The sequence below is a fragment of the Neisseria gonorrhoeae genome, from assembly GCF_003315235.1.
Taxonomy (GTDB): Bacteria; Pseudomonadota; Gammaproteobacteria; order Burkholderiales; family Neisseriaceae; genus Neisseria; species Neisseria gonorrhoeae.
In genome coordinates, this window is the sequence record NZ_QNRU01000012.1 from 43,939 (window position 1) to 59,494 (window position 15,556).

The 15,556-nt window shown below is 51.5% G+C and carries 14 protein-coding genes, 5 tRNA genes and 2 pseudogenes; 10 read left to right on the forward strand and 11 right to left on the reverse strand.

The window, feature by feature from the left end; genetic code table 11:
- Positions 1 to 40: 40 nt before the first annotated feature.
- From hisC to DFR77_RS06810, 5 genes are all read left to right on the forward strand, one after another.
- Entirely contained in the window at positions 41 to 1,120 is a 1,080-nt protein-coding gene (gene hisC / locus DFR77_RS06790) for a histidinol-phosphate transaminase (protein WP_003689699.1), read from the forward strand.
- A gap of 16 nt (positions 1,121 to 1,136) precedes the next feature.
- Positions 1,137 to 2,048: an imidazoleglycerol-phosphate dehydratase HisB gene (hisB, locus tag DFR77_RS06795; protein ID WP_003689701.1), complete on the forward strand. Its 912-nt coding sequence runs from the start codon at positions 1,137 to 1,139 to the stop codon at positions 2,046 to 2,048.
- A 75-nt stretch (positions 2,049 to 2,123) separates the two neighbouring features.
- A complete protein-coding gene (locus DFR77_RS06800) occupies positions 2,124 to 2,993 on the forward strand; it encodes an NAD(P)-dependent oxidoreductase (RefSeq protein ID WP_003692220.1) in 870 nt (289 codons plus the stop codon).
- Positions 2,994 to 3,227: 234 nt separating this feature from the next.
- Positions 3,228 to 3,659: a MarR family winged helix-turn-helix transcriptional regulator gene (locus DFR77_RS06805; protein ID WP_003689706.1), complete on the forward strand. Its 432-nt coding sequence runs from the start codon at positions 3,228 to 3,230 to the stop codon at positions 3,657 to 3,659.
- A 10-nt stretch (positions 3,660 to 3,669) separates the two neighbouring features.
- A complete protein-coding gene (locus tag DFR77_RS06810; RefSeq protein WP_003690652.1) occupies positions 3,670 to 4,524 on the forward strand; it encodes an ABC transporter six-transmembrane domain-containing protein in 855 nt (284 codons plus the stop codon).
- 50 nt (positions 4,525 to 4,574) lie between these two features.
- Here the strand turns inward: DFR77_RS06810 and sohB are convergent, their stop codons facing one another.
- The 9 genes from sohB to DFR77_RS06855 all read right to left on the reverse strand — a co-directional run bounded on the left by sohB (position 4,575) and on the right by DFR77_RS06855 (position 7,983).
- Positions 4,575 to 5,627, reverse strand: a complete 1,053-nt coding sequence (gene sohB / locus DFR77_RS06815) for a protease SohB (RefSeq protein WP_003689709.1) — start codon at positions 5,625 to 5,627, stop codon at positions 4,575 to 4,577.
- 103 nt (positions 5,628 to 5,730) lie between these two features.
- A tRNA-Leu gene (locus DFR77_RS06820) sits at positions 5,731 to 5,820 on the reverse strand.
- A 100-nt stretch (positions 5,821 to 5,920) separates the two neighbouring features.
- Positions 5,921 to 5,994, reverse strand: a tRNA-Cys gene (locus DFR77_RS06825).
- Positions 5,995 to 6,019: 25 nt separating this feature from the next.
- A tRNA-Gly gene (locus tag DFR77_RS06830) sits at positions 6,020 to 6,095 on the reverse strand.
- Positions 6,096 to 6,120: 25 nt separating this feature from the next.
- Positions 6,121 to 6,196: transfer RNA gene (locus DFR77_RS06835), tRNA-Gly, on the reverse strand.
- A gap of 25 nt (positions 6,197 to 6,221) precedes the next feature.
- Positions 6,222 to 6,297 (reverse strand) — tRNA-Gly (locus tag DFR77_RS06840).
- 80 nt (positions 6,298 to 6,377) lie between these two features.
- A complete protein-coding gene (gene pgsA / locus DFR77_RS06845; RefSeq protein WP_003697959.1) occupies positions 6,378 to 6,941 on the reverse strand; it encodes a CDP-diacylglycerol--glycerol-3-phosphate 3-phosphatidyltransferase in 564 nt (187 codons plus the stop codon).
- A gap of 105 nt (positions 6,942 to 7,046) precedes the next feature.
- Positions 7,047 to 7,517, reverse strand: coding sequence for a hypothetical protein (locus tag DFR77_RS06850; RefSeq protein ID WP_003704792.1), 471 nt, complete (start codon positions 7,515 to 7,517; stop codon positions 7,047 to 7,049).
- A 130-nt stretch (positions 7,518 to 7,647) separates the two neighbouring features.
- Complete coding sequence (locus DFR77_RS06855; RefSeq protein WP_003699221.1) at positions 7,648 to 7,983, reverse strand: carboxymuconolactone decarboxylase family protein; 336 nt, start codon at positions 7,981 to 7,983, stop codon at positions 7,648 to 7,650.
- Positions 7,984 to 8,111: 128 nt separating this feature from the next.
- Here DFR77_RS06855 and mtrA point away from each other — a divergent pair.
- Positions 8,112 to 9,006 (forward strand): annotated as a pseudogene (gene mtrA, locus DFR77_RS06860) (efflux transporter MtrCDE transcriptional activator MtrA).
- Between the two features lie 61 nt (positions 9,007 to 9,067).
- Here the strand turns inward: mtrA and DFR77_RS06865 are convergent.
- Positions 9,068 to 9,556, reverse strand: coding sequence for a membrane lipoprotein lipid attachment site-containing protein (locus DFR77_RS06865; RefSeq protein WP_025455765.1), 489 nt, complete (start codon positions 9,554 to 9,556; stop codon positions 9,068 to 9,070).
- Between the two features lie 147 nt (positions 9,557 to 9,703).
- On the opposite strand from DFR77_RS06865, the gene DFR77_RS06870 reads away from it, so the two are divergent.
- Positions 9,704 to 10,606 (forward strand): DMT family transporter, encoded by a 903-nt coding sequence (locus tag DFR77_RS06870; protein WP_003689718.1) that lies wholly within the window; start codon positions 9,704 to 9,706, stop codon positions 10,604 to 10,606.
- A gap of 40 nt (positions 10,607 to 10,646) precedes the next feature.
- Here DFR77_RS06870 and DFR77_RS06875 read toward each other — a convergent pair whose 3' ends face one another.
- Complete coding sequence (locus DFR77_RS06875) at positions 10,647 to 11,777, reverse strand: polyamine ABC transporter substrate-binding protein (RefSeq protein ID WP_003689720.1); 1,131 nt, start codon at positions 11,775 to 11,777, stop codon at positions 10,647 to 10,649.
- A 203-nt stretch (positions 11,778 to 11,980) separates the two neighbouring features.
- Between DFR77_RS06875 and alaS the strand changes: the two genes are divergently transcribed.
- From alaS to DFR77_RS13350, 3 genes and pseudogenes are all read left to right on the forward strand, one after another.
- On the forward strand, positions 11,981 to 14,605 hold the full coding sequence (gene alaS / locus DFR77_RS06880; protein WP_010951224.1) for an alanine--tRNA ligase: 2,625 nt from the start codon (positions 11,981 to 11,983) through the stop codon (positions 14,603 to 14,605).
- Between the two features lie 61 nt (positions 14,606 to 14,666).
- Positions 14,667 to 15,008: a hypothetical protein gene (locus tag DFR77_RS14565; protein WP_003706751.1), complete on the forward strand. Its 342-nt coding sequence runs from the start codon at positions 14,667 to 14,669 to the stop codon at positions 15,006 to 15,008.
- A 398-nt stretch (positions 15,009 to 15,406) separates the two neighbouring features.
- Positions 15,407 to 15,556 (forward strand): annotated as a pseudogene (locus DFR77_RS13350) (IS1595 family transposase); the annotation flags it as partial.

Here is a 15,556-nt window from a genome sequence, read left to right on the forward strand (position 1 = left end):
AAACGGCGTACAGGCATATTCCAACCATTAAGGAAACACGATGAAATCCGTCCGCTCCTTCATCCGCAACGACATCCTCGCCATGTCCGCATACAAAATCACCGATGTTCCGCCCGGTTTTGCCAAACTCGATGCGATGGAAAGCCCCGCCCATCCTTTTGAGGGGCACGAAGCCCTGATGCGGGAATGGCGGGCGCAACTGGCATCCGCCCCCATCCACCTCTATCCCAACCCCTCCGGCTGCGGTTTGCAGGAAGCATTGCGTTCGGCGTTCGACATCCCTGACTGCGCCGCCGTCGCCTTAGGCAACGGTTCGGACGAACTGATACAGTTCATCACCATGCTGACCGCCAAACCCGGCGCGGCAATGTTGGCAGCCGAACCCGGTTTCATCATGTACCGCCACAACGCCGCGCTGTACGGCATGGATTATGTCGGCGTTCCACTGAACGGAGATTTCACCCTCAACCTGCCCGCCGTCCTCGAAGCCGTCAGGAAGCACCGCCCTGCCCTGACCTTTATCGCCTACCCGAACAACCCGACCGGCGTATGTTTCACGCGTGCCGAAATCGAAGCCGCCATCGAAGCTTCAGACGGCATCGTCGTCGTCGACGAAGCCTACGGCGCATTCAACGGCGACAGCTTCCTGCCGCAGGCGGGCAGGATTCCCAACCTGATAGTCTTACGCACCCTCAGCAAAATCGGTTTTGCCGGACTGCGTATCGGTTATGCGACAGGCTGTCCCGAAGTCATCGGCGAACTGCAAAAAATCCTGCCGCCCTACAATATGAACCAACTGAGCCTGACCACCGCCAAACTCGCCCTGCAACACTACGGCATCATTTCTGCCAACATCGACAGCCTGAAAAACGAACGCGAACGGATGTTCGCCGAATTGGGCAAAATATGCCGTCTGAACGCCTTTCCAAGTCAGGCAAACTTCATTACCATACGCGTACCCGATGCCGATTTGTTGTTTGACACACTCAAACAAAACCGCATCCTCGTCAAAAAACTGCACGGCGCACATCCGCTTTTGGAACACTGCCTGCGCATTACCATAGGCAGCTCCGCACAAAACGATGCCGTCCTCGACGTTATCCGCCGGCTCTACCGATAAACCAAACGGAATCCCTATGACCAAGACACAACTCCACCTGAACAACTTCCTGACTCTCGCCCAAGAAGCAGGTTCGCTGCCCAAGCTTGCCAAACTCTGCGGCTACCGTACCCCCGTCGCACTTTACAAACTCAAACAACGCCTTGAAAAGCAGGCAGAAGACCCCGATGCGCGCGGCATCCGTCCCAGCCTGATGGCAAAACTCGAAAAACACACCGGCAAACCCAAAGGCTGGCTCGACAGAAAACACCGCGAACGCACTGTCCCCGAAACCGCCGCAGAAAGCACCGGAACTGCCGAAACCCGAATTGCCGAAACCGCATCTGCTGCCGGCTGCCGCAGCGTTACCGTCAACCGCAATACCTGCGAAACCCAAATCACCGTCTCCATCAACCTCGACGGCAGCGGCAAAAGCAGGCTGGATACCGGCGTTCCCTTCCTCGAACACATGATCGACCAAATCGCCCGCCACGGCATGATTGACATCGACATCAGCTGCAAAGGCGACCTGCACATCGACGACCACCACACCGCCGAAGACATCGGCATCACACTCGGACAAGCAATCCGGCAGGCACTCGGCGACAAAAAAGGCATCCGCCGTTACGGACATTCCTACGTCCCGCTCGACGAAGCCCTCAGCCGCGTCGTCATCGACCTTTCCGGCCGCCCCGGACTCGTGTACAACATCGAATTTACCCGCGCACTAATCGGACGTTTCGATGTCGATTTGTTTGAAGAATTTTTCCACGGCATCGTCAACCACAGCATGATGACCCTGCACATCGACAACCTCAGCGGCAAAAACGCCCACCATCAGGCGGAAACCGTATTCAAAGCCTTCGGGCGCGCCCTGCGTATGGCAGTCGAACACGACCCGAGAATGGCTGGGCAAACCCCCTCGACCAAAGGCACGCTGACCGCATAACATCCCCAAACAGACCGTCTGAAGCGCAGGAAGCCTTCAGACGGCATTACAGCGCCCCAACAAAGGAGAAACACTATGTCCGCAGAAACATACACACAAATCGGCTGGGTAGGCTTAGGGCAAATGGGTCTGCCTATGGTAACGCGGCTCTTGGACGGCGGCATCGAAGTCGGCGTATACAACCGCTCGCCCGACAAAACTGCCCCCATCTCCGCCAAAGGAGCAAAAGTTTACGGCAGCACCGCCGAACTCGTCCGCGCCTGCCCCGTCATTTTCCTGATGGTTTCCGACTATGCCGCCGTGTGCGACATCCTGAACGGAGTCCGCGACGGATTGGCCGGCAAAATCATCGTCAACATGAGCACCATCTCCCCGACCGAAAACCTCGCCGTCAAAGCACTTGTCGAAGCCGCAGGCGGACAGTTTGCCGAAGCACCCGTTTCCGGATCGGTCGGACCCGCCACCAACGGCACACTGCTGATTCTGTTCGGCGGCAGCGAAGCCGTTTTAAACCCGCTGCAAAAAATATTTTCCCTTGTCGGCAAAAAAACCTTCCATTTCGGCGATGTCGGCAAAGGCTCGGGCGCGAAACTCGTCTTGAACTCGCTCTTAGGCATTTTCGGCGAAGCGTACAGCGAAGCGATGCTGATGGCGCGGCAGTTCGGCATCGATACCGACACCATCGTCGAAGCCATCGGCGGCTCGGCAATGGACTCGCCTATGTTTCAAACAAAAAAATCACTATGGGCAAACCGTGAGTTCCCCCCTGCCTTTGCACTCAAACACGCTTCCAAAGACCTTAACCTCGCCGTCAAAGAGCTTGAACAGGCAGGCAACACCCTGCCCGCCGTCGAAACCGTTGCTGCCAGCTACCGCAAAGCAGTTGAAGCCGGCTACGGCGAACAGGACGTTTCCGGCGTTTACCTGAAATTGGCAGAACACTGACTTCCCTTTCCAAACAATATGCCGTCTGAAGCCAGAAAGCGTTTCAGACGGCATTTTTATCGCCCCACGCTTGAAATCAGTCCCGATTATGACTATATAGTGGATTAACAAAAATCAGGACAAGGCGACGAAGCCGAAGACAGTACAGATAGTACGGCAAGGCGAGGCAACGCCGTACCGGTTTTTGTTAATCCACTATAATCCGCACAAATTTAGTCAATATCAAGACCAATTATGAACCGACTCGACCAACTTGGAATCCGTATCAACCTGATTTGCAATGTCTTTGACAAATGGATCGGGCAGCAGGATTTGAATTACAACCTCTTTACCGTACTTTATACCCTGGCAACCGAAGGCAGCCGCACGCAAAAGCACATCGGAGAAGAGTGGAGTCTGCCCAAACAGACCGTTTCAGGCGTATGCAAAACCCTTGCCGGACAAGGGTTGATTGAATGGCAGGAAGGCGAACAGGACAGGCGCGAACGGTTGCTGTCGCTGACCGAAAAAGGCAAAGTCCATGCCGCACCTTTAACAGAAAACGCGCAGGAATTCAGCGACAAAGTATTTTCCACATTCGGCGACAAGCGCACAACCCGGCTGTTTGCCGATTTGGATGCACTGGCGGAAGTGATGGAAAAAACAATCTCGGAAAATAAAAAATAGAGGGACAAATATGTGGAAAATGTTGAAACACATAGCCAAAACCCACCGCAAGCGATTGATTGGCACATTTTCCCCGGTCGGACTGGAAAACCTTTTGATGCTGGGGTATCCGGTGTTTGGCGGCTGGGCGATTAATGCCGTGATTGCGGGGAGGGTGTGGCAGGCGTTGCTGTACGCTTTGGTTGTATTTTTGATGTGGCTGGTCGGTGCGGCACGGCGGATTGCCGATACGCGCACGTTTACGCGGATTTATACCGAAATCGCCGTGCCGGTTGTGTTGGAACAACGGCAGCGGCAAGTCCCGCATTCAGCGGTAACTGCACGGGTTGCCCTGTCGCGTGAATTTGTCAGCTTTTTTGAAGAACACCTGCCGATTGCCGCGACATCCGTCGTATCCATATTCGGCGCGTGCATCATGCTGCTGGTGCTGGAATTTTGGGTCGGCGTGTCGGCGGTGGGCATACTTGCGTTGTTTTTATGGCTTTTGCCACGTTTTGCCGCCATCAGCGAAAACCTGTATTTCCGCCTGAACAACAGCTTGGAACGCGACAACCACTTCGACGAGCGGCAGCTGTACCGCCATTACGGACTGGTTTCGCGCCTGCGTGTGCTGATTTCCAACCGCGAAGCCTTCGGCTATCTCTGCGTCGGCGCGGCGATGGGTATTTTGTTCGGCTTTGCTTTTGTGATGATGACGCTCAAAGGCTACGGCAGCGCGGGGCATATTTATTCGGTCGGCACTTATCTGTGGATGTTTGCCATGAGTTTGGACGATGTGCCGCGATTGGTCGAACAATATTCCAATTTGAAAGACATCGGACAACGGATAGAGTGGTCGGAACGGAACATCAAAGCCGGAACTTGAAAAATGCCGTCTGAACACACTTCAGACGGCATTTCCATCCGTTCGGCAAACTACATCACATCCGCTCGCCGGTTGACAAGTTTGGCAAACAACTTTTCAACGGAAGCTTCCGCCTGCAAACCAATGCGCTGGATCAGGCTTCGCTTCTCCTGATATTTCACTTCGATAACCTGTTTGTTTTCAAACGCTTTCAACAACAAATCATCACTGGTCGAAATCTCGTCAATCAAGTTCAACGCCAACGCCTGCCGGCCGAACCAATGCTCGCCCGTCGCTATTTTTTCAATATCCAACCCGGGGCGGTTTTCACTGACAAACTGCTTGAACAACTGATGCGTTTCCTCCAGTTCCTGCCGGAATTTCTGTTTGCCCTTTTCCGTATTTTCACCCATAAAAGTAACCGTGCGCTTAAATTCGCCCGCCGTCATCACATCCACATCAATATCATGTTTTTTCAACAGGCGGTGGATATTCGGCACTTCCGCCACCACACCCACCGAACCGATAATCGCAAACGGAGCGGAAACAATTTTATCCGCCACACACGCCATCATATAGCCGCCGCTTGCCGCGACCTTATCGACGGCGACGGTCAGCGGAATATTGCGTTCGCGCAAACGCCTAAGCTGCGAAGCCGCCAAACCGTAACCGTGAACCACGCCGCCCGGACTTTCCAATCTGAGCAGAACCTCATCTTCAGGCTTGGCAATCAAAAGCACCGCCGTAATCTCATGACGCAAGGATTCTACGGCGTGTGCATACAAATCGCCGTCAAAATCCAACACAAAAAGGCGGGATTTTTGCGTTTCGGCAGATTTCTCCCCGCCCTCCTTCAAACGCTTTTTCTCTGCTTTGGCTTCCGCCTTTTCCTTTTTCTTTTCTTTTTTTTCCTGATGTTTTGTCTCTTCCTCGCTTAAAAAGAATGTTTCAAACGATTGCCGCTGTTTTTTATAATTTTCCGAAAAATCTGTCAGTACGACACTGCCGCTTTCCGACTGTTTCTTACTCTGTACGATAGCCAACACAATCAGCGCAATTGCGCCGAACACGGTAAGCAGTTCGAGCAGGAAAATACCGTAATTCAGTAAAATTTCTTTCCACATTGATTGGATTTCCTCTTGTTCAGGCATGAACATATCAATATTGTCCATCCCCATCCGACAGATAAAAAAATAACCGCTTGGAGCGGCATTGTCATTTTCAGCTTGGTGCCCGGAGCCGGAATCGAACCGGCATGGGATGTTTAGTCCCGACGGATTTTAAGTCCGTTGTGTCTACCTATTTCACCACCCGGGCATTTGTGAAAGGTGGAGGCGGGGGCGCGGATTTTAACCGGCCTATATGAAGGTTGCACCCCTCATAGCATAAACACTCTGCCACCCCGCCGTAAGATATATGGAGGCGAGAGTCGGAATCGAACCGGCGTAGACGGATTTGCAATCCGCTGCATAACCACTTTGCTATCTCGCCCTAAAACTGGCTTGTCTACAAAACTTGGAGCGGGAAACGAGTCTCGAACTCGCGACCTCAACCTTGGCAAGGTTGCGCTCTACCAACTGAGCTATTCCCGCAATGATTACGGAAGAATGAAATTTTTGGAGCGGGAAACGAGCCTCGAACTCGCGACCTCAACCTTGGCAAGGTTGCGCTCTACCAACTGAGCTATTCCCGCAATGATTACGGAAGAATGAAATTTTTGGAGCGGGAAACGAGTCTCGAACTCGCGACCTCAACCTTGGCAAGGTTGCGCTCTACCAACTGAGCTATTCCCGCCCGATTTCACTCTCCGACATCGAAGAAGACGCAATTATTATGGATTATGTTTTTACCGTCAAGCTATTTTTATGTTTTTTTCAGGCAATTTCTTTCCACGCCATTTTCAGATAATACAGCATCGACCAGACTGTCAGCAAAGATGCGATAAACATCAATATGTTGCCGATAACAACAAGATTAAATCCGTAAAAATCGGGAAAATTCAGCAGCAAAAAGAAAATCGCCAGCATTTGCGCGGCGGTTTTGAACTTGCCGACGGTGGCGACGGCAACGCTGCTCCTTTTTCCCATTTGCGCCATCCATTCGCGCAATGCGGAAATGGTAATTTCCCTGCCGATGATAATCATCGCGAACAAAACATAGGTCCGGTCGAGTTTGACCAGCAGCAGCAGCGATACGGCAACCATCAGCTTGTCGGCGACGGGGTCGAGGAATGCGCCGAAATCGGAAGTCTGTTTCCACAACCTTGCCAAAAATCCGTCAAACCAGTCGGTCAAGGCGGCAACGGCAAAAATGACGGCGGCGGCAACATTGACTGCTTCTTCTGAAAACCATGAGAACGGCAGGTAGAAAAGGACAATCAGTACGGGAATGAGCAAGACCCTCAACCATGTGAGGAAGATGGGGATGTTCCAAGGCATCGGTTTTCTCTGTGCGGACTGTAAAATTATGATTATAACGGTTATCCTCATAACCCAAAACGTAAAATTGCCGCATAGTCATTCCCCCGCCCCGCCAATCTGTTTTCACATTTTTTTCAAACGCAGGAAAATGGCGGGCAATAAAAGCAAAATACCCGGTTTCAGGCTGAAAACGGCAGGTTGTGCCAACACTTCGACAAGGCGGTCTTCCGTGCGGGAAAAATCTTTATTGCTATAGACACTGCCACTGTTGCGGTATTCCAACAGAACGCCGTTTAAAAAACCTTTGCCGACGGTTTCGCTTAAAACAATCTTAACCTGCCGCGCCCTGATGGCTCTGCCGATATTGCCGCCTGTGCACAAACTGTCGAACCCGTAGCAGGAAAGCCGGTACTGCCGCCCGTCCGCCTCCAATTTGATTGCCCGTCCGCTGCGGTTGGGGGCGGTAACGGTCAAATCCGCATATTCAAATATTTTTTCTTGTTCGTGAAATGCCGTCAGGTAAGGTGCAATAAAAACGGCGGACAACAACAGGCAGCTTATGGCGGCAAACAATGCCAAGCGGTGATATTTCATACTTGTTCCATGTTTCTCAAATGCCGTCTGAAAAAAACGGCTGCATATGTTGTCTGCAAAATATCGGGAAGCATAACAGGCAAAATGCCGTCTGAAATATTTTCAGACGGCATTTCTTATCCGAAACGGATTATTTTTGCGTTTCAACCGCTTCCAATGCACGCAGGGCGTAAGTGTAAGCAGCACCCGCATTCAGGGCAATGGCGGTTGCCAATGCACCTGCGATCTCGCTGTCGGTCGCACCGGCTTTGGCGGCGGCGGCGGCGTGAACGCTGATGCAGCTCTCGCAACGGGTGGTGATGGCAACGGCGATGGCAATCAGTTCGCGCGTTTTGGCATCGAGTGCTTCGGCGGCGGCGGCCTGTTCCAATGCGCCGTAGGCTTGCAGTATTTTAGGATGCGCCTTACCCAGCTCGCCGAATGATTTTTTAACCAATGCGGTATGTTCTTTCCAATCTTTAAACATTTTCTTTTCCTTTCTCTTGCGTTTAACCCTGATACGCGCTTGCGTATCTGTTTTTGATGTGCGTATTATTGCAATTATTCAGTTGTGTTTCTCGTTTAATCATCTCATTTTATGGTTCAAAAAGATTTATGGACATTCTGGACAAACTGGTCGATCTCGCCCAATTGACGGGCAGTGCGGATGTGCAGTGCCTTTTGGGCGGACAATGATGAAACCTTGCAACGCGAAGGGCTGGTACACATTGTTACGGCGGGCAGCGGTTATCTCTGCATCGACGGCGAAACTTCCCCGCGTCCGGTCGGCACGGGCGATATTGTATTTTTCCCGCGCGGCTTGGGTCATGTGTTGAGCCACGACGGAAAATACGGAGAAAGTTTACAACCGGACATACGACAAAACGGCACATTTATGGTCAAACAGTGCGGCAACGGGCTGGATATGAGCCTGTTTTGCGCCCGTTTCCGCTACGACACCCACGCCGATTTGATGAACGGGCTGCCGGAAACCGTTTTTCTGAACATTGCCCATCCAAGTTTGCAGTATGTGGTTTCAATGCTGCAACTGGAAAGCGAAAAACCTTTGACGGGGACGGTTTCCGTGGTCAACGCATTACCGTCCGTCCTGCTGGTGCTTATCCTGCGCGCCTATCTCGAACAGGATAAGGATGTCGAACTCTCGGGCGTATTGAAAGGTTGGCAGGACAAACGTTTGGGACATTTGATCCAAAAGGTGATAGACAAACCGGAAGACGAATGGAATATTGACAAAATGGTTGCCGCCGCCAATATGTCGCGCGCGCAACTGATGCGCCGCTTCAAAAGCCAAGTCGGACTCAGCCCGCACGCCTTTGTGAACCATATCCGCCTGCAAAAAGGCGCATTGCTGCTGAAGAAAACCCCGGATTCGGTTTTGGAGGTCGCGCTGTCGGTGGGCTTTCAGTCGGAAACGCATTTCGGCAAGGCGTTCAAACGGCAATATCACGTTTCGCCGGGGCAATACCGGAAAGAAGGCGGGCAAAAATAAATCGGGGCTTCAAACGCAAATGCCGTCTGAAAAAGCTTTCAGACGGCATTTGCGTACCGCGTCATTTCAAGGGCTGCATCTTCATCACTTCCATCAAAAAGTTGGTAAATGCGGGATTATCGGGTTTGGCATCCATATTTTTCCAACGCTGCTGCCAGCCGCGCAAGGCATTCTCGATATACAGCTTGGACTGTTCCGTATTGATTTCGCCGCGCTGGCTGTCTACCGCCGAACGCAGGTAGATTTCATACATACTGTCATCGACGGCATTGCGTCCGACCAGGCGTTTTCTGAAGTTGTTCAGATATTGCGCCGCCTGAACCTTGGTCATTTTACCGATACCCACCTGATAGCCCAAGCGCGTCGCTTCATCGCTGATTTTGGCAACATCCGCCCAATGCGAAGGGGCGAGGCGAAAACCTTTTGCAGGTGCTTCCGTTTTGACGGTATTGATAGGATTCACGGGGATTTCCGTCAATGTGGGCACATAAATAGACTGGCAGCCGGAAAGGACTGCCGCAATGGAAAGAGGGATAAGGTATTTTTTCATACCCGCCATTATAATCAAGTTTGCCTTGAGAAAACAAATTGTTCGGCAAGAAAAATAAAATTTCGGCATCAGAAGCAGGCAAAAACACATTCCACAAGCCTTGCCGCAAGGTTTACAATCCGACCGTCCTTATCGCAACGACCGTTTATGGATACCGCAAAAAAAGACATTTTAGGATCGGGCTGGATGCTGGTGGCGGCGGCCTGCTTCACCGTTATGAACGTATTGATTAAAGAGGCATCGGCAAAATTTGCCCTCGGCAGCGGCGAATTGGTCTTTTGGCGCATGCTGTTTTCAACCGTTACGCTCGGTGCTGCCGCCGTATTGCGGCGCGACACCTTCCGCACGCCCCATTGGAAAAACCACTTAAACCGCAGTATGGTCGGGACGGGGGCGATGCTGCTGCTGTTTTACGCGGTAACGCATCTGCCTTTGACAACCGGCGTTACCCTGAGTTACACCTCGTCGATTTTTTTGGCGGTATTTTCCTTCCTGATTTTGAAAGAACGGATTTCCGTTTACACGCAGGCGGTGCTGCTCCTTGGTTTTGCCGGCGTGGTATTGCTGCTTAATCCCTCGTTCCGCAGCGGTCAGGAACCGGCGGCACTCGCCGGGCTGGCGGGCGGCGCGATGTCCGGCTGGGCGTATTTGAAAGTGCGCGAACTGTCTTTGGCGGGCGAACCCGGCTGGCGCGTCGTGTTTTACCTTTCCGCAACCGGCGTGGCGATGTCGTCGGTTTGGGCGACGCTGACCGGCTGGCACACCCTGTCCTTTCCATCGGCGGTTTATCTGTCGGGCATCGGCGTGTCCGCGCTGATTGCCCAACTGTCGATGACGCGCGCCTACAAAGTCGGCGACAAATTCACGGTTGCCTCGCTTTCCTATATGACCGTCGTCTTTTCCGCCCTGTCTGCCGCATTTTTTCTGGGCGAAGAGCTTTTCTGGCAGGAAATACTCGGTATGTGCATCATTATCCTCAGCGGCATTTTGAGCAGCATCCGCCCCATTGCCTTCAAACAGCGGCTGCAAGCCCTCTTCCGCCAAAGATAAAAAATGCCGTCCGAACATCCTTCAGACGGCATATCGGGCTTTATTTCCCCGCCTTCACATCCTGCCACTGGCGCACCATAAACTTCAATGCCGCCGGCCGGATAGGCACCATGATAAAGCTGTTTTTCAAATCTTCCCCGCTCGGGAAAATCGTATTGTCGTTTTTAAATTCGTCCTCCATCAAATCGCGCGCCGGCTTGCTCGAAGGCGCGTAGGTAACGAAATTGCCGTTTTTCGCCGACACTTCCGGATCGAGGAAGTCGTTGATGTATTTGTGCGCGTTGGCGACGTTTTTCGCATCTTTCGGAATCACGAAAGAATCCACCCAAATCCCCACGCCCTCTTTCGGCATCATCACGCGGATTTTTTCCTTGCCGCCCGCTTCTTCGGCACGGCGTTTGGCGATGTTCAAATCTCCGCCGAAACCGATTGTTACGCAGGTATCGCCGCGCGCCAAATCATCGATAAAGCCGGACGAAGTAAAGCGTTTGATATTGGGGCGGTTTTTCTTGAGCAGGGCGGTTGCCTCCCTGATGTCTTCCGTATTGCTGCTGTTCGGGTTTTTGCCCAAATAGTTCAACACCATGGGATAAATTTCCGCCGCGCTGTCCAAATAGCTGATGCCGCATTGTTTGAGTTTGAACGTGTATTCGGGGTTGAACACCAAATCCCACTGGTTGTCCGGCAGCTTGTCCGTACCCAAAGCCTTTTTCACGCGTTCGGTATTGATGGCGAAGGTATTTGTCCCCCAATAAAACGGCACGGCGTATTCGTGGTCGGGATCGACCCCGTCCATCAGCCTCATCATTTCAGGGTTGAGATGTTTATAATTGGGAATCATCGACTTATCGATTTTCTGATACGCACCTGCCTTAATCTGCCTGCCCACAAACGCATTGGACGGCGCGACAATGTCGTAACCGGATTTTCCGGTCAGCACCTTGCTTTCCAGCGTTTCATCACTGTCGTACACATCATAAGTAACCTTGATGCCGTTTTTCTTTTCAAAATCGGCAACGGTTTCCGGATCGACGTATTCCGACCAGTTATAAATTTTCAATACGTTTTGGTTTTCCGCCGGTGCCGGTTTTTCGGCAGGCGGTTTGTCCGAACCGCCGCACGCTGCAAGCAGCAAAGCAGTCAGGACGGCGAGTGGCAGATGTTTGACCATTATCATTCCTTGCATATCGGGTTGGAGAAAGCGGCCATTATAGCCGATATTGGTAACAGGGCTTCAGACGGCATTCAAAATCCCGCAATGCCGTCTGAAAGCCGCCGCTTCCATAGCTAGAAACAGGGATTTGCGGTAATATACCGCCGTTCGTTTTCCCTGCTTTTACCATGACAAGACATTTGAGAGACATTGAAAAAATTATGAAAACCTCCGAACTGCGCCAAAAATTCCTAAAATTTTTTGAAACCAAAGGCCACACCGTCGTCCGCTCTTCCAGCCTCGTGCCGCACGACGACCCGACCCTGCTGTTTACCAACGCAGGCATGAACCAGTTTAAAGACGTATTTTTAGGTTTCGACAAACGCCCGTACAGCCGCGCCACCACCGCGCAAAAATGTGTACGCGCAGGCGGCAAGCACAACGACTTGGAAAACGTCGGCTACACCGCCCGCCACCACACCTTCTTTGAAATGATGGGCAACTTCTCCTTCGGCGATTACTTCAAACGCGACGCGATCCACTTCGCTTGGGAGTTTCTCACTTCCCCCGAATGGCTCAACATCCCCAAAGACAAACTCTTGGCGACCGTTTACGCAGAAGACGACGAAGCCTACAACATCTGGTTGAACGAAATCGGTATGCCGTCTGAACGCATCGTCCGCATCGGCGACAACAAAGGCGCGAAATACGCGTCCGACAACTTCTGGCAAATGGGCGACACCGGCCCTTGCGGCCCCTGCTCCGAAATTTTCTACGACCACGGCAAAGAAATCTGGGGCGGCATTCCCGGCAGCCCCGAAGAAGACGGCGACCGCTGGATTGAAATTTGGAACTGCGTATTCATGCAGTTCAACCGCGACGAACAAGGCAATATGAATCCACTGCCCAAGCCGTCCGTCGATACCGGTATGGGCTTGGAACGTATGGCCGCCGTGATGCAGCACGTCCACAGCAACTACGAAATCGACCTGTTCCAAGACCTGCTCAAAGCCGTTGCCCGCGAAACCGGCGCGCCGTTCAGTATGGAAGAACCCAGCCTGAAAGTTATCGCCGACCACATCCGCTCCTGCTCATTCCTGATTGCAGACGGCGTATTGCCTTCCAACGAAGGACGCGGCTACGTATTGCGCCGCATCATCCGCCGCGCCGTGCGCCACGGTTACAAACTGGGTCAAAGCAAACCGTTCTTCCACAAACTCGTTGCCGATTTGGTTCAAGAGATGGGCGGCGCGTATCCTGAATTGAAAGAAAAACAGGCGCAAATCGAAGAAGCTTTGAAAAACGAAGAAAGCCGTTTTGCCCAAACTCTGGAAACCGGTATGGCTTTGTTGGAAAACGCGCTGGCCAAAGGCGGCAAAACACTCGGCGGCGAAATTATCTTCAAACTCTACGATACCTACGGCTTCCCATACGACCTGACTGCCGACATCTGCCGCGAACGCAATATCGAACCGGACGAAGCAGGCTTCGAGCGCGAAATGGAAGCCCAACGCGCACGCGCACGCGCCGCCCAAAGCTTCAAAGCCAACGCCCAACTGCCTTACGACGGTCAAGACACCGAGTTTAAAGGTTATAGCGAACGCCAAACCGAATCCAAAGTCCTCGCCCTCTACAAAGACGGCGAGCAAGTCGTCGAATTGAACGAAGGCGACAGCGGTGCCGTCGTTATCGACTTTACCCCGTTCTATGCAGAATCCGGCGGCCAAGTCGGCGACGTCGGCTATATCTTCGCAGGCGAAAACCGCTTTGAAGTACGCGATACCCAAAAAATCAAAGCGGCCGTATTCGGCCAATTCGGCGTACAAACTTCAGGCCGTCTGAAAGTCGGCGACAGCATTACCGCCAAAGTGGATGACGAAATCCGCAATGCCAATATGCGCAACCACAGCGCGACCCACCTGATGCACAAAGCCCTGCGCGACGTATTGGGCGGACACGTCGAACAAAAAGGCTCTTTGGTTACCGCCGAATCCACCCGTTTCGACATTTCCCATCCCCAAGCGGTAACTGCCGAAGAAATCGCCGAAGTAGAACGCCGCGTCAACGAAGCCATCTTGGCCAACGTTGCCGTCAACGCAGCCATTATGAGCATGGAAGACGCGCAAAAAACCGACGCCATGATGCTCTTCGGCGAAAAATACGGCGACGAAGTACGCGTACTGCAAATGGGCGGTTTCTCTACCGAATTGTGCGGCGGCACACACGTTTCACGCACCGGCGACATCGGCCTCTTCAAAATCATCAGCGAAGGCGGTATTGCCGCAGGCGTACGCCGTATCGAAGCCATCACCGGCCTGAACGCACTCAAATGGGCGCAAGAGCAAGAGCGTTTGGTAAAAGACATCATTGCCGAAACCAAAGCCCAAACCGAAAAAGACGTACTGGCGAAAATCCAAGCAGGCGCGGCACACGCCAAAGCATTGGAAAAAGAATTGGCACGCGCCAAAGCCGAACTCGCCGTCCACGCAGGCGCCAAACTCTTGGACGACGCAAAAGACCTGGGCGCGGCCAAACTCGTTGCCGCACAAATCGAAGCCGACGCAGCCGCCCTGCGCGAAACCGTAACCGACCTGACCGGAAAATCCGACAACGCCGTGATTCTTTTAGCGGCAGTAAACGAGGGTAAAGTCTCCCTGTGCGCCGGCGTATCCAAAGCCCTGACCGGAAAAGTCAAAGCAGGAGATCTGGTTAAATTTGCAGCCGAACAAGTCGGCGGCAAAGGCGGCGGCCGTCCCGACTTGGCGCAAGCCGGCGGTACGGATGCCGACAAATTGCCCGAAATGCTGGCAAGCGCGGAAGGTTGGCTTTGTCAGAAATTAAGTTAAATTTAAATCTTAATAAGCCATTTGAGTCTTGTTCAAATGGCTTATATTTTGGATTGTTAGAATGAATACTAAAACAGAGTTACAAAAACTTTTAGAAGAGGATATATCAACTTTAAAAGAAACACTAATTCGTGTAGATGCTCTTCCTCCAAGATATGTACGTAGCATTGCAACTCCTATTGTCCGTCGATGGTTAATTGACAAACAATTAAATATTCTCGCAAAAGAAATAGGTTTAACTATAGAATTGCCCATCCTTGATACAAGTTTGGTATTTGAAAAATTGTCAACCTTAGAGAATAAAGTTAATTTTTATAGTAGATTAACAAAAATCAGGACAAGGCGGCGAGCCGCAGACAGTACAAATAGTACGGCAAGGCGAGGCAACGCCGTACCGGTTTAAATTTAATCCACTCTATATGGCTGGTGGAGTTTATTTAGGCGGAAAAATTATTAGCCCTATATATCATTCATCACAAGAATTTTCTGGTGAACCAATAATCTATGCTGAAACAAATATAATTTTATGTCCTGCTGAAAAATTTTTAACTTTAAAACGAGTTTTCCATAATGGAAATATTTTTAATATGAATCAGATAATTACTTTTTTATCCAATAAACAAGGGGGAGTACGTTTTGATAAAAATTACGATAAATATAAAACTTGGCAAGTTGCTATAGAAAAAGCAGCAAATTTTTTAAAACTCGGTAATCCATATAATGAAGATAAATTATCTCTTAGTGAAGAACATGACACTATTCGGGTCTGTACCAGATTAGCAGATATGTTACCCTCGAAATATGAAGATAACACACTGCAAATTAAAGAAAGAAGTACAAAAAGAACCGCTCCGTTCTTTTGTACCGGAAGTTACCGCCCGTTCTGCCGCCGATATTTTGGGTATCCATCCCGATTCGGCGGCACTGTTTTACCGTAAAATCCGCACGGTT

Excerpts from the sequence above, each read along its gene's own strand:
- DFR77_RS06810 (WP_003690652.1), top strand. The coding sequence starts at position 3,670 with ATGTGGAAAATGTTGAAACACATAGCCAAAACCCACCGCAAGCGATTG.
- DFR77_RS06800 (WP_003692220.1), top strand. The coding sequence starts at position 2,124 with ATGTCCGCAGAAACATACACACAAATCGGCTGGGTAGGCTTAGGGCAA.
- alaS (WP_010951224.1), top strand. The coding sequence starts at position 11,981 with ATGAAAACCTCCGAACTGCGCCAAAAATTCCTAAAATTTTTTGAAACC.
- hisC (WP_003689699.1), top strand. The coding sequence starts at position 41 with ATGAAATCCGTCCGCTCCTTCATCCGCAACGACATCCTCGCCATGTCC.
- DFR77_RS06875 (WP_003689720.1), bottom strand. The coding sequence starts at position 11,777 with ATGGTCAAACATCTGCCACTCGCCGTCCTGACTGCTTTGCTGCTTGCA.
- DFR77_RS14565 (WP_003706751.1), top strand. The coding sequence starts at position 14,667 with ATGAATACTAAAACAGAGTTACAAAAACTTTTAGAAGAGGATATATCA.
- DFR77_RS06850 (WP_003704792.1), bottom strand. The coding sequence starts at position 7,517 with ATGAAATATCACCGCTTGGCATTGTTTGCCGCCATAAGCTGCCTGTTG.
- hisB (WP_003689701.1), top strand. The coding sequence starts at position 1,137 with ATGACCAAGACACAACTCCACCTGAACAACTTCCTGACTCTCGCCCAA.
- DFR77_RS06855 (WP_003699221.1), bottom strand. The coding sequence starts at position 7,983 with ATGTTTAAAGATTGGAAAGAACATACCGCATTGGTTAAAAAATCATTC.
- sohB (WP_003689709.1), bottom strand. The coding sequence starts at position 5,627 with ATGTGGAAAGAAATTTTACTGAATTACGGTATTTTCCTGCTCGAACTG.
- pgsA (WP_003697959.1), bottom strand. The coding sequence starts at position 6,941 with ATGCCTTGGAACATCCCCATCTTCCTCACATGGTTGAGGGTCTTGCTC.
- DFR77_RS06865 (WP_025455765.1), bottom strand. The coding sequence starts at position 9,556 with ATGAAAAAATACCTTATCCCTCTTTCCATTGCGGCAGTCCTTTCCGGC.
- DFR77_RS06870 (WP_003689718.1), top strand. The coding sequence starts at position 9,704 with ATGGATACCGCAAAAAAAGACATTTTAGGATCGGGCTGGATGCTGGTG.
- DFR77_RS06805 (WP_003689706.1), top strand. The coding sequence starts at position 3,228 with ATGAACCGACTCGACCAACTTGGAATCCGTATCAACCTGATTTGCAAT.